This is a genomic window from Flavobacterium sp., from assembly GCF_965277525.1.
Lineage (GTDB): Bacteria > Bacteroidota > Bacteroidia > Flavobacteriales > Flavobacteriaceae > Flavobacterium.
Genome location: NZ_CBDIDC010000002.1, coordinates 182,905 through 206,231, shown reverse-complemented (window position 1 = coordinate 206,231; position 23,327 = coordinate 182,905). Strand labels below are relative to the sequence as shown.

Here is a 23,327-nt window from a genome sequence, read left to right as displayed (position 1 = left end):
ACAAAACGCTACAAAACCTTTGTATCTTTGCTGCTCTGAACCTTTGCACCTAAAAAGTATAATTTAATCCTAATATCCATAAAGGTTGTAACCTTTTTCATAAATTTGACAAAAATTTAATCAATTGAAGAAATCACTATTTTTCATATCTTATTGTTTGCTTTTGTTAAGCGTACAATTCATTTTTGCACAAGCACCCAAGCCAAAAACAATTAATATTGAAAATGCAGATTTGGTAGAAGTCAATGAAGTCTTAGTACCTGACGGAGTTTTATTGACTGGAAATGTAAAAATAAATCATGACGGCATTGTATTAACGTGTAATAAGGCCTACGTTTTTAAGACAGAAAACTACCTTAAAGCCTTTGGAAATGTACAATTAGTACAAGGTGATACTTTGTTCCTGAACAGTAAATATGCTGAATATAGCGGAAATTCAAAGAAAGCTTTCGCCACCGGAGATGCCGTTATGAGTTCTCCGGACGCTACTTTAAGAACTGATACGATTAATTTTGATCGAAATATTCAGCAGGTCTTTTACAATACAAAAGGCACAATCGTTAATAAAGACAATACTTTAGTAAGTAAATCAGGAAGGTATTTTGTTGAAGAGAAAAAATTTCAATTCCTGACTGCTGTTACGATCACCAATCCTAAATATGTTATAAAATCAAATCATTTGGATTATTATAGTAATTCAGGACATACTTATTTATTTGGCCCATCAACCATTACAAGTCAGGCCAATTATATTTATACTGAAAAGGGGTTCTATGATACCAAGAAAAACCTCGCGCACTTTTTAAGAAGATCTTATATTAAATACGATGATCGTCTCATAGAAGGAGATAGTTTATATTATAATCGAAATATCGAATTTGCCTCTGCAACCCGAAATGTAAAAATTACCGACTCCATCAATCGTGGAATCGTAAAAGGACATTATGCCGAAATCTACAAGCTAAAAGACTCCATGTTTGTGACCAAAAGAGCGGTAGCTATAAATCTTGTAGAAAAAGATTCAGTTTACATTCACGGGCAAAAACTAATGGTTACCGGAAAAGAAGGTGAAAGAATTTTAAGAGCGTATAAAAATGTTCGTTTCTACAAAATCGATATGAGCGGAAAATGTGATTCTATACATTCAAACTCTAAAACTGCTTTGACAAAATTGATAGGAAATCCAATTCTCTGGAACGGAGAAAGTCAGATCACCGGAGATATTATGCATTTAATTGGCGATAATACGACCAAAAAGTTAGATTCCTTAAAAGTCCTCAACAATACTTTTATAGTCTCGCGGGATACCCTCGGCACCGGTTATAATCAGGTCAAGGGGCTTAATTTATTTGGAAAATTTAAAGAGGGCAAATTGCACGATGTCGATGTCATCAAGAATACCGAGGTTGTTTATTATATGAGAAATGATGACAATGAACTCATTGGTATCAATAAAAATGTAAGCAGTAAAATCAATCTTATTTTAGAGAATAATGACATCGAAACCATTACCTTTTTTAATAAAGTAGATGGTGATATTTATCCCGAAGCCGACTTACCTGAAAACGCACGTAAACTAAAAGGCTTACGCTGGCGTGGAGACGAACGAATAAAATCGAAGGATGATATTTTTTCTGCCGAGGATAATGAACTCAACGACAAATTAGTACAGGAAGGAAAAGACCAGGAAGCCAAGGACAAAGAGACCCCAATGAAAGTCAGGAAAGAAACCCTGGATTACGACAAAAAGAAACCGGCTGTAAAACCTGCAACAAAAACCAGTACAAAGACTAAGAAGTAAGTTTTCAGTCTCAGCTTTCAGTTTTATATCTTTGCGATTAAAATTAGTCGCAGTAACATTTTTCAGTCTGCAAAACTTTGCGTCCCGATAGCTATCGGGCTTTGCATTTTAATAATATAAACTTGATTTAAAACCTGGCGAACTTTGCGTAAATCTTTACGATCTTTGCGATAAAATTCAGCACCTGTTTTCAGTTTGTAACTGAAACTGAGACCGTGACTAAACTTAGAACCTTAGTACCTTTGCAACTTAGAACCTTTAAAAAAAAATGAATCCAGATTTTATAAAATACCAGGCACAAACTTCTCCTTACCCATTAGGGATGGAAGTTTCGCATGCCATTGGTTCCTATATTTATGACACCAACGATAAAAAATATTTAGATTTTGTTGCCGGTGTTTCAGCATGCACTCTTGGTCATCAACACCCGAGAGTCAATCAGGCGATCAAAGATCAGCTGGATAAGTATTCGCACGTTATGGTTTATGGCGAATATTCGCAAAGTCCGGCCGTTCAATATTGCAAATTACTGGCTTCGCTCCTACCCGAATCGCTAAACAAAACGTATTTAGTCAATTCAGGTACAGAAGCTATCGAAGGCGCTCTGAAATTAGCCAAAAGAACAACAGGACGCAGTCAGCTGATTTCTTGTCATAACGCTTATCATGGAAATACGATGGGATCAATGAGTGTTATGGGATTCGAAGAACGCAAACAAGCCTTTCGTCCATTGCTTCCGGATGTTGATTTTATCACCTTCAACAACGAAGAAGATTTACAAAAAATAACCACCAGAACAGCCGCAATACTTTTAGAAACCATTCAGGGAGGTGCCGGATTTATTCAGCCAGAGAATAACTATCTGCAAAAGGTGCGCAAACGTTGCGATGAGGTTGGAGCGATGATGATCGTAGACGAGATTCAACCTGGATTTGGAAGAACCGGAAAACTATTTGGTTTTCAGAACTATGAGGTCGTTCCGGATATCGTGGTGATGGGAAAAGGAATGGGTGGCGGAATGCCCGTTGGTGCTTTTACAGCTTCTGCAGAAAAAATGGATCTCCTTACCGAAAATCCTAAACTGGGGCATATTACCACTTTTGGAGGTCATCCTGTCATTGCGTCAGCTTGTCTGGCTACTTTGCAGGAATTAACTGAAACAAATTTAATGCAGGAAGCCTTAGACAAAGAAAAACTCTTCAGATCGCTTTTGGTACATCCTTTGATAAAGGAAGTTAGAGGAAAAGGATTAATGCTTGCCGCAATGACCGAAACTGCCGAAATAACCAATCAGGTTATTTTAAACTGTCAGGACAAAGGGCTCATTTTATTCTGGTTGCTGTTTGAAGGATGCGCCATACGAATAACACCGCCTTTAACTATTTCTGAAGAAGAAATTAAAGAAGGTTGTGCCATAATTTTAAAAGTTATGGATGAAATCATGAAAAAAGGACAAGAAGTTTAATAAGGAGCTATTTCCTGCTATCCGCTTTATCTTTTATTTTTTAAAGAAAAAAACAAAAGGATACCGCTACTATCAGGGCTAGGACTTCCGGTTAAAAATAAATTCCAGAATAGTAATCAAAATTAATCTTTTACATATCAAAAGATTACAACTTAAAACAGAATAGAAATTCTGTCCATATTGTTAATTAAATTGTTCACAACAATTAATTTTCATTCCTCACAACAATAATATGGTTGCCTAAATTTATAACAGGCTAATTTCAAATAAAGACAGTATGCAATTAAGCAACGAAGAAGAAGATTATAACCTATCCCTATCCAAATTTGAGTCGATGTTAAAAACGAACAAAGTACTCTTTTTTGACTCTGAAGAATTTGAAGAAATTATTCTTCATTATTTAGACATAGGCAAGGCTAATTTAGCAAAAAAAGCCTTGAAACTTGCATTAGACCAACACCCAAAATCTACGGGCTTAAAATTAGTACAAGTAGAGATGTTGGTTTATGACGACAAATTAGAAATTGCAGAGAAGCTCTTAAATGAGTTATACGCAATCGAACCCAACAACGAAGAAATTTACATTCAGAAAGCCAATATCTGTTCTAAAAGAGATCAACACGAAAAAGCGGTAGAATTGCTTAAAATTGCCTTGCAATATACAGACGACTACGCTGATGTGTACAACTTAATCGGAATGGAATATCTTTTTATGGATAACCTAGAAATGGCAAAAGACAGTTTTATCAAATGTCTAGAAGAAGATCTAGAAGATCAGTCTGCCTTGTATAACGTGGTGTATTGTTTTGAATTTTTAGATCAAAATCAGGAAGCCATTGTGTACCTAAACGAATACATCAATAAAAACCCGTATAGCGAAATCGCCTGGCATCAGCTTGGACGTTTGCATTACGGTGTAAAAGAATATGAAAATGCCATTCGTGCTTTTGATTATGCAACCCTGATCGACGATGAGTTTTTAGGGGCTTTCATGGAAAAAGCAAAAGCGTATGAGCGCCTAAAAAAATACAGCGAAGCAATTGAAAGCTATAACAGAACCATCGAGTTAGACGATGCCACTTCTTATGCATTATTGCGTATCGGGAAATGCTACGAAAAACTGGGGAATGCCGTTAAAGCACTTCAATATTACAACCAAACGGTACACGAAGACCCTCTTTTAGATAAAGGATGGATTGCCATTACTGATTTTTACGTTCGCCAGAAAAATTTCCAGAAAGCCTTATTTTTTGTCAATAAAGCATTAGCTATCGACAATCAAAATCGTCTGTACTGGAAACGTTATGCGACGATCAATAAACAAATGAACTTTTTTGAAGAAGCTGAATTTGGCTATAGAAAAGCAGTAGAATTTGGAGATTATGCACTGGATACCTGGTTGTTCTGGGTTGATATTCTTCAGTTTTTAGGCGAATTCGAAAGTGCAATCCAAACGTTGTTGCAAGCTTCAGAATATTTTCCGGAAGAAAACGAAATCGAATATCGTTTGGCAGGATTGTATTTCATGATTCAGGATACTACCAAAGCAAAATTTCATTTAAGCAATGGTCTGCGTTTGAACTTTGATAACTACATCTTAATCGAAGATTTATTTCCTGTAGTCTGGTCAAAAAAAACAGTGAAAAATTACATTGAAAAACATAGAAAACAATAATGATTGATATTTTAAGAAGACGTTTTGGCTTGTTAGGCCGTAATATTAGTTACTCATTTTCAAAAGGATATTTTACAGAAAAATTTAGTGATGAAGTTTTTGCCGGCAACACCTACGAAAACTTTGATATTTCTGAAATAAATCATTTAACAGGATTACTTAAAAACAACCCTGACCTGAAAGGTTTAAATGTTACGATTCCGTATAAAGAACAAGTAATTCCCTTCTTAGATAAACTTTCAAAAAAAGCAGCTTTAATTGGTGCTGTAAACACCATTAAATTTACCAAAAAAGGAAAATTAAAAGGATACAACACTGATTATTATGGGTTCAAGAAATCATTAGAACCTTTATTAGAGCCACATCATAAAAAAGCACTAATATTAGGTACAGGCGGAGCATCAAAAGGTGTTGCATTTGCCCTTGATGAGCTTGGTATCCTGTATACTTTTGTTTCGAGAGAAGCCAAAGAAAACATTATCGATTACAACTTAATAAACGCAACTACTTTTGATAACTTTCAAATTATAATCAATTGTACACCAGTTGGCACAAGCCCAGACATAGAAGCTTGTCCTGATCTTCCTTATGAATTTTTCACAGACAAACATATTGCCTACGATTTAATTTATAATCCGGCAGAAACTCAATTTCTTAAAAATGCCAAAGAAAAAGGGGCAGTAATAAAAAACGGTTATGATATGCTTATTTTTCAGGCAGAAAAAGCCTGGAAAATCTGGAATAAATAAAACAAAAAAATACACTAAAATTTAGTGTATTTTTTTTGCTATATACCACTCATTATATAATACTAATAAAAAAGGGATCGCCGTTGACTCGATTGTAGGTTTTTGATTTTTTTTAAAATCGAAATAAAACTAAAAATCCATACCTGATACTATTATTTTCATCCCATTTTTCTAAAAATTATAATAATTCAAAATTTAAATTTATTTCAAAAAATCCTCGAAAAAATCGATATCATATTCCTAAATTCCTTGAACAAATAGGAATTTCGTCTTAAAATAGCGTATAAACAAACGATTTATTTTGTATTTAGAAACACCTTTACTATCTTTCGCTCTGTTTAAAATAAAAACCTTATACATTTAAGATGTTAGAAGAAAAGAATGATAACCTGCAAGAGGCAGACGGAAAATTAGAAATCGAAATTAGCGATTCTACACCAGATAATACAATCGAAACATTGGAGCCTGAAACTGCTGCTGAAATTTCAACTTCAGAAACAAATACTGAAGCAGAAGACAGAGTTGAAACAACAGAAACCAATCATCAGACTGCATTAGATGCCATAACAAATTCCAATGCTGAAGAAAGTGAAGATGAAACATTAAAAGAGCGTCATGAAATTCCTATGCAGGATTATGATACGTTCTCTTTGGATGCACTTGTTGATGAGCTTAAAAAATTGATCAATACAGATAAAGTAATGTCTGTAAAAGATCATATTGAGGAAATTAAAAAGTCGTTTTTATTACAATATAACCACCTTATAGAGGAGAAAAAAGAAGAATTCAACGCTTCTAAACAAGATCCTAATGAGGAATTCGAATATCATTCTCCGTTAAAATCTAAATTTGACGAATACTATACTATTTTTAGGGAAAAAAGAAATGATCATTTCAAGCATTTACAAACCAATCTAAAATCAAATTTAGAAAACAGACTTGCTATAGTTGAAGAGCTTAAAGAACTTATCAACCCGCAGGAAAATATAAAAGACACTCTTAAACATTTTAACGATTTAAGAGAAAGATGGAAAAATGCAGGAGCGATTCCAAAAGACAAATACAATCACGTTTGGAATAACTACCACTTTCACGTAGAGAATTTTTATGATTATCTACACTTAGATCGTGAAGCAAGAGATTTAGATTTTAAATACAATCTGGAGCAAAAGCAAAAAATTATTACACGTGTTGAAGAATTGGCTAATGAAACCGATATCAGTAAAGCGTTCCGTGAATTGCAGGATTTACATAGAATCTGGAAAGAAGATATTGGCCCCGTTTCTAAGGAACACCGCGATACGATCTGGAATAAATTTAGCGAACTGACTAAAAAAATCCATGATAAAAGAGAAATTTTATTTGAAAGTCAACGAGCAAACGAACAAAATAATCTTGAAGCTAAAAAAGAAATTATTGCGAAAATTGAGGTTTTAGGAACTGAAAAAGTAAACTCTCACTCGCAATGGCTGTTACAAATTCAAAAAGTAGAAGCGCTTAGAAATGAGTTTTTTGCCGCCGGAAAAGTACCTTCAGACGTAAATGAAGAAACCTGGGCAGCATTTAAAACTGCCGTTAGGAACTTTAATTCTTTTAAAAATTCATTTTACAAAGACATTAAAAAAGATCAAAACGACAATTTAAATAAAAAAATGGCTCTTGTTGCAAAAGCCAAAGAACTCCAGGAAAGTGTCGATTTCGGCGCTACTACTCCAGTAATGAAACAAATTCAGGAAGAATGGAAACAAATTGGCCATGTTCCTAAAAAATATTCAGACAAAATCTGGAAAGAATTCAAAGACGCCTGTAATCATTATTTTGACAAACTAAAAGAACACAAATCAGAAGAAAACGTAGATGAGGTAGCTGCTTTTGACAATAAAAAAGCATACTTGGATATTTTACGCGCTTACCAATTGACAGGTGATCACAAAACTGATCTGGATGCTATAAAAGCTCATATTGAAATCTGGAAAGGTTATGGAAAAGTACCTTTCTCAAGACGTCATATCGAAGGAAAATTCAATAAAATCCTGGATGCACTATTTGAAAAATTAAGTTTGAGTAAAAAAGAAACCGAAATGATGCGTTTCTCTAATAGAATCGACTCTTTATCGGACAGTAACGATACTCGTAAACTAGATAATGAAAAGATTTTCCTGATGCGCAAAATTGAGGAAGTTCAAAATGAAATTTTCCAATTAGAAAACAATATACAGTTTTTTGCTAATACTAAAAATGCCAAAAAAGAGAATTCAATTGTTCTTGAAGTTCGCAAAAACATCGCTATTCATAAAGAAAGCCTTGAACTTTGGAAAGATAAACTGAAACAATTGCGTAATTTAGGTCAGGAATAACGTTTTAAGTTTCTACAATAAATAAAAAGGTGTAATTTAATCATTGCACCTTTTTTTTATGCACTAGCTTTTTTTTACCGCAAAGAGCGCAAAGATTTACGCAAAGTTCGCAAAGCTAAATAAACACAAAGCTTTGCGAACTTTGTGTTTTCTAACTGCAGCAAAATAAAACCTTGGCGTGCTTTGCGGTAAAATTCACTCCAACATTTATCTCATTTCAAACGCAAACCTGAAACACAAAACCCAAAAACTTAACAATGTATTATAATTTGATAAAAAAACTTATCTAAAATATTGTTTATATTTGATAAACCACATTATCTATTGATAATCAACAAATTCAATTATTAATCCTAATAACAACGAATATGAAATTTACAAGAAAAGCGAATGCCAACTGGAAAGGAACAGGCATGGAAGGAAAAGGAACGATCAGTACACAAAGCACGACATTAGATAACGCACAATTATCCTTTAAAACCAGATTTGCAGACGGAGTTGGAACCAATCCTGAAGAATTGATCGCTGCAGCACATTCCGGCTGTTTTACGATGCAATTAAGCTTTTTGCTTAACGAAGGTGGTTTTACAGCAGATGATCTAAATACAGAGGCAACAGTTACTTTTGAAGACGGAACAATTACCTTGATTCATTTAGACCTAAAAGGAAAAGTTCCTTCAATTTCGGCTGAAGAATTTGAAAAAACAGCTGCAAAAGCAAAAGAAATCTGCCCGATCTCTAAACTTCTGAACACAACTATTACCCTCACCGCTACTTTAGTTAGCTAAGACAGGATCATTTTAAGTATAAAAAAAACCATCAGACTCAACTGATGGTTTTTTTTCTTATTTCTAAATGCCTGAAATTACATAGTAGCTTTTAATGCTTTTGCTTCAGCAGTCATTTCTAATGCTTTGTAAACACCTAATAATGTTTTAGATACATCTTCGTTTTTAGGATCTAATTCATTTGCTTTTTTAAGATAAGGAATAACTCCTTTAAAAACATTTTCTCTTTGTCCTTTCAACACATCGTAACGTTTCATATCTTTTGCAGAAGTACCCAATTTATTCATCTCATCAATAATTGGCTTTTCAGCTTCTAATTTTAAAGCTGCAAGGTTAAGATAAGCATTTGCATAGTTTGGATTGATTTCGATCGCTTTTAGGTAATATTTCTCAGCATCTGCATTGTTTTTAGCATTGGCACTAATTACACCTAAATTAAAAACTAAGTCAGCATTCTTTGGATCTTTTTCTAAAGCTTCACCCACTAATTTTTTGTAAGTATCATAATCTTTAGATTCTAAATACAAGTTAGCCTCACTAAGAATCAAAGAACTATCATCTGGATTTGCTTTTCTGGCATCAGCAATTGCTTTTTTAGCATCTTCGCTACGTCCTTTTTGAACTAAAATCAAAGCTAAGTTTTTGTAAATCTCACCTCTTTTAGAAGGAATCGCTTCAGTTTTAGGCTTTTCGTGTGTTCCTAATTTTACAGCTAAATCTCTATCTTTAGCACTATTAAAATTATCTTCATTACCAGAAATTTTATTTACAGCTAAATAGCTGGTCCCTTTTCCGGAATAGTTTAATTTTTTTAATTCTTCGTACATTGGTAAAGCAAGATCAAAATCCTGAGCATTTACTGCTGTTGAAGCTGCATAATACAAATTGATTGTATCTTTTTTATCTAACAAATAAGCATCATACAATTTTTTTGCACCGTCAGCATGTTTGCTTGCCTGAGAATCTGCAATAGCTGAATTAATTAACTTTCCTTTTATATCACTAATTGAAGTCGCAGCCTGTGTAGAATATTTTAATTTTCCGGAAGCTTTTTCAACATCAATTAACTTTTTATAGCTTTCAGCAGCAAGAGAAAGGTTTTTGCTTTCCTCTACTTTTTTATCTGCTAAAGCCAAATAAGCATTCCCTTGTACAAAGTAGTATTGAGCTTGTTCAACATCTTTGGCATTTACAACCAAATTTTCAGCATCTTTCAGGATGGCAACTGCTCCTTGAGCATCTCCTCCTTTTAACGCTTTCTCAGCATTCTTTATCTGATCTTTCTGAGCAAAAGTAGCTACTGAAATCAATAATGCTGATGCAAGTATTACATATTTACTTTTCATAGTATTCAATTTGTATATTTAATTATAAGTGGTTAAATTTTATTCTTCAGATTCTTCTTCGTCTTCAGCATCATCGTCATCTTCTAATTCTTCGTCAGCATCATCGTCATCATCATCTTCTACAGGACCTTCGTCTTCAAGAACTTCTAAATCAGGTTTTACTCTTTCAATAACAGATTCGATAACATTGCCATCTTCATCAACAACTACTTCCGCAACATCGTCTTTCATTACTTTTGTTACAGCAGCAATAGAATCTTTACCTTTTAGGTTAATCAATCGAACACCTTGTGTTGCACGACCCATTACACGTAAATCTTCAATAGCCATTCTGATCGTTAATCCTGATTTATTGATAATCATCAAGTCATCAGCATCAGTTACAGCACTAATCGAAATTAATTTTCCTGTTTTTTCTGTGATATTAAGTGTTTTCACACCTTTTCCGCCACGGTTTGTAATTCTGTAAACATCCTCTCCATCATCATCAACTAATTTAGTACGTTTACCGTATCCGTTTTCAGTTACAACTAAAATTTGAGAGTCGTTAACATTATCTTTATCAACCGTCACCATACCAATTACTTCATCAGTATCATCTTTTAGGGTAATTCCACGAACTCCTGAAGCTGTTCTTCCCATTGGACGTGTTTTAGTTTCCTCAAAACGAACCAATTTACCAGACTTAACAGCAAGGATAATTTGACTTTCTCCGTTGGTTAATTTCGCTTCAAGCAATTCATCACCTTCTTTAATCGTAATTGCAGCAACACCATTTACCCTTGGTTTAGAATATTTCTCTAAAGAAGTTTTCTTAACCTGACCTTTTTTCGTTACCATTACAAGATTATGACTGTTGATATAATCTTTATCTTTTAAATCCTGAGTACAAATGAAAGCTTTTACTTTATCATCACTTTCAATGTTTACTAAATTCTGAATCGCTCTACCTTTTGCTGTTTTGCTTCCTTCAGGAATTTCGTAAACACGCATCCAGAAACATTTTCCTTTTTGCGTAAAAAACATCATATATTGGTGATTGGTTGCAACGAACATATGCTCAAGGAAATCCTGATCTCTTGTTCCTGCACTTTTTTGCCCAACTCCACCTCTGTTTTGGGTTTTATATTCTGTTAAATTAGTACGTTTGATATAACCTGCATGCGAAATTGTAATAACCACATTTTCATCCGCAATTAAATCTTCTATACTTACATCTCCACCGGAATATTCAATTTGAGAACGACGCGCATCTCCGTATTTTTCACGAATTTCTTCAAGTTCCTCCTTAATTAAGTTAGTTCTTAAACCTACATCTGCTAATAAAGCTTTCAAATGCTCGATTAACTTCATCAATTCCTCGTATTCAGCTCTTAACTTATCTTGTTCCAGACCTGTTAACTGACGCAAACGCATTTCAACAATGGCACGAGCCTGAATATCTGATAATTTAAATCTTTCGATCAATTTCTCACGAGCTTCTTCCGTATTTTTCGAACCTCTTATTAAAGCAATTACTTCATCAATATTATCAGAAGCAATAATTAAGCCTTCTAAAATATGCGCTCTTTCTTCTGCTTTACGCAATTCAAAACGTGTTCTGCGAACTACAACATCATGGCGGTGCTCAATAAAGTAATGAATCATGTCTTTTAGATTCAGCATTTGCGGGCGACCTTTTACCAGTGCAATATTGTTTACACTAAAAGAGGATTGTAATGAGGTATATTTATATAAGGTATTCAAAACTACGTTTGGCGTCGCATCACGTTTCAGGATATAAACGATACGCATACCATTTCTGTCTGATTCATCACGAATATTCGCAATACCTTCAATTTTTTTATCATTGACTAAATCAGCCGTACGTTTGATCATTTCGGCTTTGTTCACCTGATACGGAATCTCGGTAACAATAATACATTCTCTTCCGTCAACCTCTTCAAAACCAACTTTAGCACGCATTACAATACGCCCCCTACCGGTTTTAAATGCTTCACGAACTCCTTCGTAACCGTATATTATACCTCCGGTTGGAAAATCCGGAGCTTTAATATGCGTCATTAATTCGTCAATTTCAATATCGTTATTATCAAGGTACGCAAGTGTTCCGTTGATAACTTCAGTTAAATTGTGTGGAGGCATATTGGTTGCCATACCTACCGCGATTCCAGTTGCTCCGTTAATTAACAAAGTAGGAACTCTGGTTGGCATTACTTTTGGCTCATATAAAGTATCATCAAAGTTCAATTGAAAATCAACTGTTTCTTTTTCGATGTCTGCCATAATATCTTCTGATATTTTACGCATTCTCGCCTCAGTATAACGCATTGCTGCCGGGCTGTCGCCATCTACAGATCCAAAGTTACCCTGACCATCCACTAATAAATAACGCAAACTCCATTCCTGGGCCATACGTACCATCGCATCATAAACCGAAGTATCTCCGTGTGGGTGATACTTACCCAGAACCTCTCCTACGATTCTTGCAGATTTTTTGTGGGCAGATCTTGAAGTTACACCTAAATCATACATTCCGTAAAGAACTCTTCGATGCACTGGTTTCAAGCCATCTCTAACATCCGGAAGTGCTCTCGATACAATTACTGACATCGAATAATCGATGTAAGCTGATTTCATTTCATCTTCAATGTTAATAGGAATTAACTTTTCTCCTTCAGACATAAGTTGTTATGTTTAAATAATTATATTAGTTTCAAAGCGTGCCAAGATACGTTTTTTTGGAATTTTTTCAGCTATTTCCTTACACTTATTTCAATGATTTATTAACAACTTTATTTTCGCTTTTGGTTAATAAATTAAGCGTATTTTAACGCTTTTATTGTTATTTTTTTTGTCTCTTAGCTGTCAGGAGATCTCGAAGGGTATGGTTTTTGTTTTTCAAACACTAATTCACTAAATTTACAATACCAATTATATATTATGGATGATAATTTTTCACCAAGAGTAAAAGATGTTATTACCTACAGTAAAGAGGAAGCCTTACGTTTGGGCCACGACTTTATTGGTACTGAACATCTAATGCTAGGCATTTTAAGGGATGGAAACGGAAAAGCTATTCATATACTTAATAACCTTGCAGTCGATTTAGATCATTTACGCAGGAAGGTAGAAATACTGAGCCCGGCCAATCAAAGCGTTGAAGTAAATGCAGAAAAGAAAAATCTTCATCTTACGCGTCAGGCGGAAAGAGCCCTGAAGACGACCTTTCTTGAAGCTAAAGTATTTCAGAGCTCGTCTATTAGCACAGCGCACTTGCTATTGTGTATCTTACGAAACGAAAACGATCCAACAACCAAGCTATTGAATAAACTAAAAATAGATTATGACATAGCTAAAGAACAATATTTAAACATGACTCCAAACGAAGAAGAATTCTTAGAAAACTTGCCAAGAAACGAATCGTATAATGACGATTCAGGACAAGATGACAGTCTTAAAGAAAGTAGTTTTAATAATCCCGCCAATAAGTCAAACAAAAAATCCAAAACTCCGGTTTTAGATAATTTTGGGAGAGATTTAACAGAAATGGCTGAGGAAGGAAAACTTGATCCGGTCGTAGGACGCGAGAAAGAAATTGAACGCGTTTCTCAAATTCTAAGCCGTAGAAAAAAGAACAACCCGTTACTTATTGGAGAACCGGGAGTTGGTAAATCTGCTATTGCAGAAGGACTTGCGCTACGTATCATCCAAAAGAAAGTTTCCCGTATTCTTTTCAACAAACGTGTGGTTACTCTTGACCTGGCTAGTTTAGTAGCCGGAACAAAATACCGTGGTCAGTTTGAAGAAAGAATGAAAGCCGTGATGAACGAGCTGGAGAAAAACGATGACATCATTCTTTTTATTGATGAAATTCACACTATTGTAGGTGCCGGTGGAGCAACAGGATCTCTGGATGCGTCAAACATGTTCAAACCTGCTTTGGCAAGAGGCGAAATCCAATGTATTGGTGCCACAACTCTTGATGAATACAGACAATATATCGAGAAAGATGGCGCTCTTGAAAGACGTTTCCAGAAAGTAATTGTGGAACCAACTTCTGTTGAAGAAACTATTGCGATCTTAAACAATATTAAAGATAAATACGAAGATCACCACAATGTTACCTATACTCAGGAAGCTATTGAGGCTTGTGTTAAATTAACAAACAGATATATGTCTGAACGTTTTTTACCGGACAAAGCTATCGATGCTCTTGACGAAGCAGGATCTCGCGTACACATTACTAACATTGATGTTCCTAAACAAATTCTTGATTTAGAACGTCAGTTAGAAGAAGTTCGCGAAATGAAAAACATGGTAGTCAAAAAACAAAAATACGAAGAGGCTGCCAAACTTCGCGATGATGAAAAACGCATTGAAAAAGATCTGGCCGTCGCACAAGAGCAATGGGAAGAAGATTCCAAAAACAACAGAATTGAAGTTACAGAAGATAATGTAGCCGATGTTGTTTCGATGATGACCGGAATTCCTGTAAACAGAATTGCACAAACAGAAAGCAACAAACTGGCTAAATTACCTGAATTGATTCAGAACAAAGTAATTGGTCAAAACGAAGCTGTTCTTAAAATTGCGCGTTCTATTCAACGTAACAGAGCCGGACTAAAAGATCCTAACAAACCTATTGGTTCGTTTATTTTCTTAGGTCAGACTGGTGTTGGTAAAACCCAATTAGCAAAAGTTTTAGCAAAAGAATTATTCGATTCTGAAGATGCGTTAGTTCGTATCGACATGAGTGAATACATGGAGAAATTTGCAATCTCCCGCTTAGTTGGAGCGCCTCCGGGATACGTAGGATACGAAGAAGGTGGTCAATTGACTGAAAAAGTTCGCAGAAAACCATACTGCGTTGTACTTTTAGATGAGATCGAAAAAGCACATCCGGATGTGTTTAATATGATGCTTCAGGTTTTAGATGACGGATATTTGACAGATAGTTTAGGTCGCAAAATCGACTTCAAAAACACGATCATTATCATGACTTCTAACGTTGGAGCACGTCAGTTAAAAGATTTTGGACAAGGTGTAGGATTCGGAACTGCAGCTAAAGTGGCTCAGGCTGATGAAAACTCAAAAAGCATTATCGAAAATGCCTTGAAAAAAACCTTTGCTCCTGAGTTCTTAAACAGAATTGATGATGTAATCGTATTTAACGCATTAGAAAAACACGATATTGATTTGATTATCGAAATCGAGCTTAAAAAACTATACTCACGAGTTTCTGAATTAGGATACACTCTAAATCTAACTGACAAAGCAAAAGCATTTATTGCTGAGAAAGGATTTGACAGACAGTTTGGAGCAAGACCTCTAAAAAGAGCGATTCAGAAATATGTTGAAGATTTATTAGCAGAAGAAATCATAACCTCGAAAATACATTCAGGCGATGAGATCTTAATGGATCTAAAAGATGATTCTCAGGAACTTTCTGTAGAAATACACAAAGCCGAAGAACCAACAAATCAATAATATAGATTAATTTTCTAACAAATTTAATTTACCCGTTACGTTTTCATAACATAACGGGTATTTTTTTTAGATAAATTACTATCTTTAGTAAAAGCAAATAGCTATTTTTGGCTATTATATTCTATAAATAAATAATAACGTATGCTTCAAAATAAAGTCATTTTAGGTAGCGAAGAATGGTGCGCATTTCCAGAACTAGGAATCCCGACAATCAAAGCCCGTGTTGATTCCGGTGCCAAGACTTCGGCAATGCACGCTATAAACATAGCACCTTTTATAAAAAATGATGCCAATTGGGTAAAATTTGATATTAATCCAATTCAGAATAATATTAAAACCATCATCCATTGCGAAGCTCCGTTGGTAGACAAAAGAATCGTAAAAAGTTCAAGCGGTTTTAGAGAACACCGTTATGTGATCCAGACCAGTATCAAACTTGGCGATGTAAAATGGCCAATCGAAATGACTCTGACCAATCGGGATTCAATGGGATTCAGAATGCTTTTGGGACGTGAAGCTATGAGCGGACGTGTATTAGTTGATCCTCAGGAAAAATACATGTTAGGACAACCAACTGCTGAAGCTTTAAAAGAATTATATCAAAACTCTGAAAAAGCAACTTCTGGTTTACGAATTGGGCTTTTGGCGAGTAATCCTGAATTATACAGCAATAAAAGAATCATGGAAGCGGGCGAAATGCGCGGTCATGAAATGCATTTTTTGAATATCAAGGAATGCTATATGAAACTGGATGCCAAAACACCTGAAATTCATTATCGCGGCGGAAAAATATTAAATCAATTTGACGCTATTATTCCAAGAATTCGACCAAGCATTACTTTTTATGGCTGTGCATTAACACGTCAGTTTGAGGCTTTGAAGGTTTTTGTTTTAAATTCAGCTTCAGCCATAACACAATCACGAGATAAATTATACTCTCTGCAATTGCTTCTGAATAGCGGAATTGATATCCCAACAACTGGTTTTGCCAATTCTCCTTTGGATACTGACAATTTGATTAAGATGGTTGGAGGTTCGCCTTTAATCGTAAAATTACTGGAGGGAACACAAGGAAAAGGTGTTGTTCTGGCAGAAACAAAAAAAGCCGCAGAAAGCGTTATCAATGCTTTCAAAAGCTTAAATGCCAATATTTTGGTTCAGGAATTCATTAAAGAAGCCAACGGAAAAGACATTCGTTGTTTTGTTATCGACGGAAAAGTGGTTGCCGCTATTCAGCGTGAAGCAATGCCGGGAGAATTCAGGGCAAACATTCACCTTGGCGGAACCGCATCAGTTATAAAAGTAACTCCCGAAGAAAAAAAGATCGCTATAAAAGCAGCAAAAGCTATGGATTTAAAAGTAGCCGGTGTTGATATCATTCGTTCTTCAAAAGGGCCGTTATTGCTTGAGGTAAATTCTTCTCCAGGATTGGAAGGAATCGAAGGCGCTACCAACAAAGATATTGCCGGAGAAATGATCAAAGCAATCGAAAAGAACTTTAAACTTACATAAGCAAGTTCATTTGAACTTCATAACATATCATTAATTTAGCAGCTTTGTCAAAGTTTGAAACTTTGGCAAAGCTTTTTTAAATTTAAACCCTAAAAAATGGCGCTATATCCCTATTTTGATATTATTTTAAGAAGTGTTGCTGTATATTTTTTCATGACAATTGCACTTAGACTCTTTGGAAAAAAGGAACTTTCGCAATTAAACACTGCCGATATTATTCTTATTTTACTGATCAGTAACTCGGTTCAAAATGCAATGGTTGGTCCGGACACAAGTCTTTCAGGAGGTTTGATTGCGGCTTTGGCTTTATTTATAATTAATTTTGTTATCAAAAAGCTGACTCATAAATACAAAGGCCTTAATAACTTATTATTAGACAAACCTGAAATCCTGATTCACAATGGAGTATTAGATTTCAAAACCCTGAGCAAATTAGATATTTCGCACGACGAATTAAAAGAAGCGGCACGTGAACATGGCTTAGAGCATTTGACGGATGTAAAGCTCGCTATGCTTGAAATAGACGGCACTATAAGCATTATCTCGCAAGACAAAAGCAATCTCAAACAGACACACTACAAAAGAAAACACAATCGCAAGAATTTACAAAAGTAATTTATTAGTAAAAATTCCAAATTTAAATTAAAAAAACGTTTAAAGTTGGAATTTGAAATTTAAAGAAATCGAAACTTAATTATACAAAGCTAATACCATTCTAATTACTCGTAATTTCAACCTAGTAAGTATCTGTATCAATATCTTTTATCGTTTTATTGTTTAAACCAAACGGTTTTAATCTATGATTCAGATTAACTAAAATATAATCTTTTTCTTTAGGGAATTTCTTCGCTATTATTTTATAATGCTTTAAAAGTTTTTGATCCTCTAACCCATCTAATGCCTGCAAAGTAGCGTGAATTACCCTGTTTGAGCTATCATTAAGACCTGTAATAAAAGCATCAATATAATTGTTTTTATTTTCTAATTGCCCAAGCGAATAATAAGACTCGATTCTTATATCTTCATTTTTACTAGAAGTAAAAGGAACAATAATATCTCCGTAATCCATATTCATTTCTCCTAGTAAATACGTGCAAAATCGAAATGTTTCTTCATCATTTACCGTACTAACTTTAGACTTTATAAGTTCTAACCAATCAATACTCTTGTCTTTTGCGTACCAAAAAATAAACTGAAAAACATCTAATAAACTTTCATCAGAATAAGAAAGTAAATAAGGTTTTGCACGTTCATAATCAAATTTGCTCAATATTTGAAGAATCGCTTTTTTAATTTCGCCTGAAGTCAATTTGTATTGTTCTTCTACAATATCTAAAGTTCCGGAATCTAATTTTTCCTTTTTTAAGATTCCGTTCAGGCATTCTATTTTAATATCATGACCGCCTGTCGAGAAATAGATCTCTAAAATACAACTAGACAATCCGCCAAGTGTAAACTTAAATAAGTCAGGATCAGCTGACATCATACCTTCAGGTATAATCTCATCTAACCATCTTTCGTACCAATCTAAAAAATCAGACTCAAACGCAAAGTATGGCTTTTGCCTGTCACTATCAACATTAACCACTTTTCCTTTAAATCTACCATTTAAAACAAGCGCATAATAATACGTACAACCTTGAGTTCCGATAGGTAATAATCCTGAAAATATTCTACCCAATTCAAGATCAAAATCTTCTGTAGAAATATCCTCTTTTTCTTCGATATTCTTATTCAAGTCAGACCAAAAATCATCTGACATTTTTGGATAAAGTATACAATCTTCCTTTAAAAACTGATTTGTATTTTCAGGAATAAATTCATCTACATTTTTTCCAAGAGGAAATATTCCGTAACCCGGCCCTGCAGCAGAATTTGCATACGAAATTCCTCCATTACCAATATGAAGTAAAAATGCTTTATAATCCTCCGGAAGCTCTAAATTATACTCTTTTTCAAAACTTAGAACATCATCATTACTCACCGTTTTCCCTAAGGTATATTGATGATTATCAGCCCCAAATATTTTTAAATCTTTATCGGCTTCTTTTGCAAGGATCAACTTGCTTTTTATTCTTTCTATTTGGTTCAATTTGTCCATTTTCAATCTCAATTCTTTCTGTATTATGAAGTAAATATAAACACATTATAATTTCAAAACAACCTCTGATATCAAACAAAAAAGCCAGTTTCAATTAAGAAACCAGCTTTTTTTTATCTGTTTTAAAATATGATTTTATATCTCACATTTTACAAAATCTTTTTATTATCCAATAAATACACTTAGAATGAAGTAAACCAAACCTGCTAATAGCGCTGAAATAGGAATCGTTAATATCCAGGCCCAAATTAAACTTACCGTAACTCCCCAACGAACGGCAGAAACACGTTTAGTTAATCCAACCCCGATGATAGAACCTGTAATCGTATGGGTTGTACTTACTGGAATTTTTAAGTGTTCAGTAAAATAAAGTGTTAAAGCACCAGCAGTTTCAGCAGCAACACCTTCAAACGAAGTTACTTTTGTGATTTTAGAACCCATCGTTTTTACAATTTTCCAACCACCACTTAAAGTTCCCGCAGCAATTGCAGAATAACATGCTAATGGAATCCATCCCGGCATTACTCCTTTTATCCCTAAATCATCATTAGGCAACACAACATCCAACCAGGAATCCATATGAACACCAGGGTTTGTATTGATATAAACCGCTACAGCAGCAGCGATAATACCCATTACTTTTTGCGAATCATTTCCTCCGTGTCCTAAACTAAAGGCTGCAGAAGATAATAATTGCATCTTTTTTAAAGCTGCATCAGCCTGATGTAGGTTTAAACTACTAAATATCAAACAAAATGCACTTACTGTTAAGATAATAAAGGCTACTAAAAACCATTTAATGTTGTGCGGATCAAAAGCTACACTCCAAAAATGCGAATCGAATCTAGGCTTGTCAATCGCTGAATAAGGCACCATTAGACTACTAACCAACCAAACAGTACCAATCATTAAAGCAACTGTGAAAATTTTTGGTCCAATAATTTTACGTGAAGCATTTAACAACCAAATCGAGATTAAATACGAGGCCAATGCTCCTAATAAAGGGGCTAAAACAATAAACGCAATAATAATAAGAACCCCTGAAGGCATTCCGCCATCTTTTCCTGCCTTATACCAACTTACGATTTGGTACCAATAATGTGTCGTTCCGTCTGCATCAACATAACCTGAAAACCCATGTACAGCGATCGCATGAGCAACTGCTGCTCCTGCAAAACCACCAATTAAAGTATGTGATGAACTGGAAGGAATTCCTAACCACCAGGTCAATAAATTCCAACAAATAGCTGCAATAACACCGGCAAGAATAACTACAAGGTTAATCTCCATTGTGTGGGCTGTTTTTGCAACAGTATCCGCAACACCAAATCCGAAAACCCAATAAGCCAGAAAGTTAAAAAATGCTGCCCAAAGAACCGCCTGAAAAGGCGTTAGAACCTTTGTGGCAACAACTGTTGCAATAGCATTTGCCGCATCATGAAAACCATTGATGTAATCAAAAATTAAAGCTAATACTATAATAATTATAAGTAGCGTCATAAATTATAACTTCAGAATGAAATAAATTGAATTTAAGAATGTTTTACAGAAATAGATTCCAGTATGTTTGCAACACTCTTACATTTATCTGTTGCTGATTCTAAAACAGATAACACTTCTTTATATTTAATAATATTTTTAGCATCTGTTTCGTTTTCAAAAATTTCAAAAACTGCTTTGTTATAAACGTTATCGGACTTGTTTTCCAGTTTATTAATTCTGGCACAAGCATCTTTTATGACTTTGAAATTCTTTAAATTTCTCAATTCTTTTACCGCACTGTCAATGTTCTGACAAGCTTCAAGATTGATTTCGGTCATTTTTCTGATTGATTTTGTAATCTTATCAACCTGATACAACCTCATTCTGCTTGCTGCTCCGTGCAAATAATCGGCAACGTTATCAATAGAAGTAATCAATGTGTGAATATCCTCTCTGTCAAACGGAGTAATAAAGTTTCTACTCAATTCCAGATTGGTTTGACGTGTAATGTCTTCTCCTTTTTGCTCTAACTCGTCAATTTTCTGAAAAAGAACTTCTCTTTCTTTCAATGGAAGATTTACAGCTTCGTGTAAATTAGAAGCTAATTCAATTAGATTGCTTGAAGCCTCTTCAAAAAGTGGAAAGAATTTTTTGTCTTTCGGCACTAAAAATTGGAAAATACTGTTTATTGACATTTTTATATTTTTGATACGGCAAAATTACTTCATTAATATTTTGCAATGTTAAGCCATTGTTAACAAATCGTTTTCAATTTGGAAACTATCAAGGAACTCAACGGTTTTCTCAATGTCATAATGTAAGATTCTATCCTCTTTTACAAGCGGAACAACCTCTCTGTAACTGCTCAAAAACATCTCGATAAAATCGCTTGATTTTAGAGGTTCTCTGTACGCAATTGCCTGAGAAGCATTCATTAATTCGATCGCTAAAATACGTTCTAAATTATCTAAAACACGTAATGCTTTTGTCGCTCCGTTTGCCCCCATACTTACGTGATCTTCCTGCCCGTTACTCGATACAATACTATCTACACTTGACGGAGTTGCCAACTGCTTATTTTGACTTGCAATACTTGCTGCAGTATATTGCGGAATCATAAAACCTGAATTTAATCCCGGATTATCAACCAAAAATGCCGGAAGATTGCGTAATCCTGAAATTAACTGATACGTTCTTCTTTCAGAAATACTTCCTAATTCTGCCAGAGCAATTGCCATAAAATCTAAGGCTAAAGCCAAAGGTTGCCCATGAAAATTCCCTCCGGATATAATCTGATCGGCTTCTATAAATATATTTGGATTATCCGTAACCGAATTAATTTCGGTTTTGAATACTTTTCTAACGTAATCGATCGCATCTTTTGAAGCACCGTGAACTTGCGGCATACAACGGAAAGAATACGGATCCTGAACATGTTTTTTATCCTGTGCAATAATTTCACTTCCTTCCAGAAACTCATTGATGCGCTGTGCCGTAATAATTTGTCCTTTATGAGGACGTATATAATGAATCAATTCGTTAAAAGGTTCGCTTCTTCCATCGAAACCTTCAAGCGAAATTGTTCCAATTAAATCTGCTAAATAAGAATATTTATACGCTTTAATTAAAATATGTGCCCCATAAGCGCTCATAAATTGCGTTCCGTTTAACAATGCCAACCCTTCTTTTGATTGTAACACGATTGGTTCCCAGCCAAAATGCTTCAGAACTTCAGCAGAATTCACTTTTTTTCCTTCAAACAAAACTTCTCCTTCTCCTAATAATGGTAAAGACAAGTGTGCCAAAGGTGCTAAATCTCCGGAAGCCCCAAGTGAACCCTGAGTATAGATTATAGGTAAAATATCATTATTATAAAAATCAACCAGACGATTTACGGTTTGCAGCTGAATTCCGGAATGTCCGTAACTTAACGATTGAATTTTAAGCAGCAACATCAGCTTTACAATTTCAGCAGGAACTTCTTCTCCCGTTCCGCACGCGTGAGACTTTACCAGGTTTTCCTGAAGTTTGGATAAATTTTCATTAGAGATTTTTACATTACATAAAGATCCAAATCCTGTATTGATACCGTAGATAGGTTCAGAATGTGAAGCCATTTTTTTATCTAAATAATCACGACATTTCTGAACATTTACTTTTGCTTCCTCTGATAATTCAAGTGTTTTTTGATTCACTATGATTTCTTGCAGGGCTTCTAAACTTAAGGTTTCAGTACTTATATAATGGATTTCTCTCATATTGTTTGTATTTTAAGACACCAAAATTCAGCAAATCAATATTAAAAAGCAACATTTGTTCATAATAATTAAAATTTGAACAATTTCGGTTCCTCTGTTTTATTTATTTCATAATCCTTATCAGGCAAAAAATCAGATCTTTAATTTAGTAAGAATTGAATTTGAAATTTTATTTTATAACCTTAAAAAACATTTCCTATCTAATATATAGGATAAAATCGTATATTTTAAAAGCATCTCACAGCTAAAACAGCACTCTTATTATTTTAAGCCCTTTACAAAAAAGCCCTAAATATATGAATA

General features: G+C 34.5%; 15 protein-coding genes. 9 read left to right on the top strand and 6 right to left on the bottom strand.

From position 1 onward, the window contains the following. The first annotated feature begins 124 nt into the window (after nucleotides 1-124). The 6 genes from ACQY44_RS03095 to ACQY44_RS03070 all read left to right on the top strand — a co-directional run bounded on the left by ACQY44_RS03095 (nucleotide 125) and on the right by ACQY44_RS03070 (nucleotide 8,835). Nucleotides 125-1,801: an OstA-like protein gene (locus ACQY44_RS03095; RefSeq protein ID WP_428228961.1), complete on the top strand. Its 1,677-nt coding sequence runs from the start codon at nucleotides 125-127 to the stop codon at nucleotides 1,799-1,801. A gap of 268 nt (nucleotides 1,802-2,069) precedes the next feature. Beyond that, on the top strand, nucleotides 2,070-3,266 hold the full coding sequence (locus tag ACQY44_RS03090) for an aspartate aminotransferase family protein (RefSeq protein ID WP_428228960.1): 1,197 nt from the start codon (nucleotides 2,070-2,072) through the stop codon (nucleotides 3,264-3,266). A 277-nt stretch (nucleotides 3,267-3,543) separates the two neighbouring features. Beyond that, entirely contained in the window at nucleotides 3,544-4,941 is a 1,398-nt protein-coding gene (locus ACQY44_RS03085; protein WP_428228959.1) for a tetratricopeptide repeat protein, read from the top strand. Next, a complete protein-coding gene (locus tag ACQY44_RS03080; RefSeq protein WP_428228958.1) occupies nucleotides 4,941-5,690 on the top strand; it encodes a shikimate dehydrogenase family protein in 750 nt (249 codons plus the stop codon). The genes ACQY44_RS03085 and ACQY44_RS03080 overlap by 1 nt, the downstream gene beginning before the upstream one ends. A 365-nt stretch (nucleotides 5,691-6,055) precedes the next feature. Beyond that, complete coding sequence (locus ACQY44_RS03075) at nucleotides 6,056-8,047, top strand: DUF349 domain-containing protein (RefSeq protein ID WP_428228957.1); 1,992 nt, start codon at nucleotides 6,056-6,058, stop codon at nucleotides 8,045-8,047. 368 nt (nucleotides 8,048-8,415) lie between these two features. After that, nucleotides 8,416-8,835 carry an OsmC family protein gene (locus ACQY44_RS03070; RefSeq protein ID WP_428228956.1) on the top strand — a complete coding sequence of 140 codons (420 nt, stop codon included), beginning with the start codon at nucleotides 8,416-8,418 and terminating at the stop codon, nucleotides 8,833-8,835. A 77-nt stretch (nucleotides 8,836-8,912) separates the two neighbouring features. On the opposite strand, the gene ACQY44_RS03065 is transcribed toward ACQY44_RS03070, so the two are convergent. Both ACQY44_RS03065 and gyrA read right to left on the bottom strand, forming a co-directional pair. Continuing rightward, complete coding sequence (locus tag ACQY44_RS03065; protein WP_428228955.1) at nucleotides 8,913-10,181, bottom strand: tetratricopeptide repeat protein; 1,269 nt, start codon at nucleotides 10,179-10,181, stop codon at nucleotides 8,913-8,915. Between the two features lie 39 nt (nucleotides 10,182-10,220). Continuing rightward, entirely contained in the window at nucleotides 10,221-12,866 is a 2,646-nt protein-coding gene (gene gyrA, locus ACQY44_RS03060) for a DNA gyrase subunit A (protein ID WP_428228954.1), read from the bottom strand. A gap of 258 nt (nucleotides 12,867-13,124) precedes the next feature. Between gyrA and ACQY44_RS03055 the strand changes: the two genes are divergently transcribed. From ACQY44_RS03055 to ACQY44_RS03045, 3 genes are all read left to right on the top strand, one after another. After that, nucleotides 13,125-15,671 (top strand): ATP-dependent Clp protease ATP-binding subunit, encoded by a 2,547-nt coding sequence (locus tag ACQY44_RS03055; RefSeq protein WP_428228953.1) that lies wholly within the window; start codon nucleotides 13,125-13,127, stop codon nucleotides 15,669-15,671. Between the two features lie 141 nt (nucleotides 15,672-15,812). After that, nucleotides 15,813-17,183, top strand: coding sequence for a 30S ribosomal protein S6--L-glutamate ligase (gene rimK / locus ACQY44_RS03050; protein ID WP_428228952.1), 1,371 nt, complete (start codon nucleotides 15,813-15,815; stop codon nucleotides 17,181-17,183). 96 nt (nucleotides 17,184-17,279) lie between these two features. Then, complete coding sequence (locus ACQY44_RS03045) at nucleotides 17,280-17,798, top strand: DUF421 domain-containing protein (protein ID WP_428228951.1); 519 nt, start codon at nucleotides 17,280-17,282, stop codon at nucleotides 17,796-17,798. Between the two features lie 121 nt (nucleotides 17,799-17,919). On the opposite strand, the gene ACQY44_RS03040 is transcribed toward ACQY44_RS03045, so the two are convergent. From ACQY44_RS03040 to hutH, 4 genes are all read right to left on the bottom strand, one after another. Then, nucleotides 17,920-19,284 carry an SMI1/KNR4 family protein gene (locus ACQY44_RS03040; RefSeq protein WP_428228950.1) on the bottom strand — a complete coding sequence of 455 codons (1,365 nt, stop codon included), beginning with the start codon at nucleotides 19,282-19,284 and terminating at the stop codon, nucleotides 17,920-17,922. Between the two features lie 165 nt (nucleotides 19,285-19,449). Then, the gene (locus ACQY44_RS03035; protein ID WP_428228949.1) at nucleotides 19,450-20,784 is read right to left on the bottom strand and encodes an anion permease; all 1,335 of its coding nucleotides are present in this window, start codon (nucleotides 20,782-20,784) and stop codon (nucleotides 19,450-19,452) included. Nucleotides 20,785-20,816: 32 nt separating this feature from the next. Continuing rightward, a complete protein-coding gene (locus ACQY44_RS03030; protein WP_007810732.1) occupies nucleotides 20,817-21,461 on the bottom strand; it encodes a DUF47 domain-containing protein in 645 nt (214 codons plus the stop codon). Between the two features lie 48 nt (nucleotides 21,462-21,509). Next, the gene (gene hutH, locus ACQY44_RS03025) at nucleotides 21,510-23,024 is read right to left on the bottom strand and encodes a histidine ammonia-lyase (protein ID WP_428228948.1); all 1,515 of its coding nucleotides are present in this window, start codon (nucleotides 23,022-23,024) and stop codon (nucleotides 21,510-21,512) included. Nucleotides 23,025-23,327: the final 303 nt, after the last annotated feature.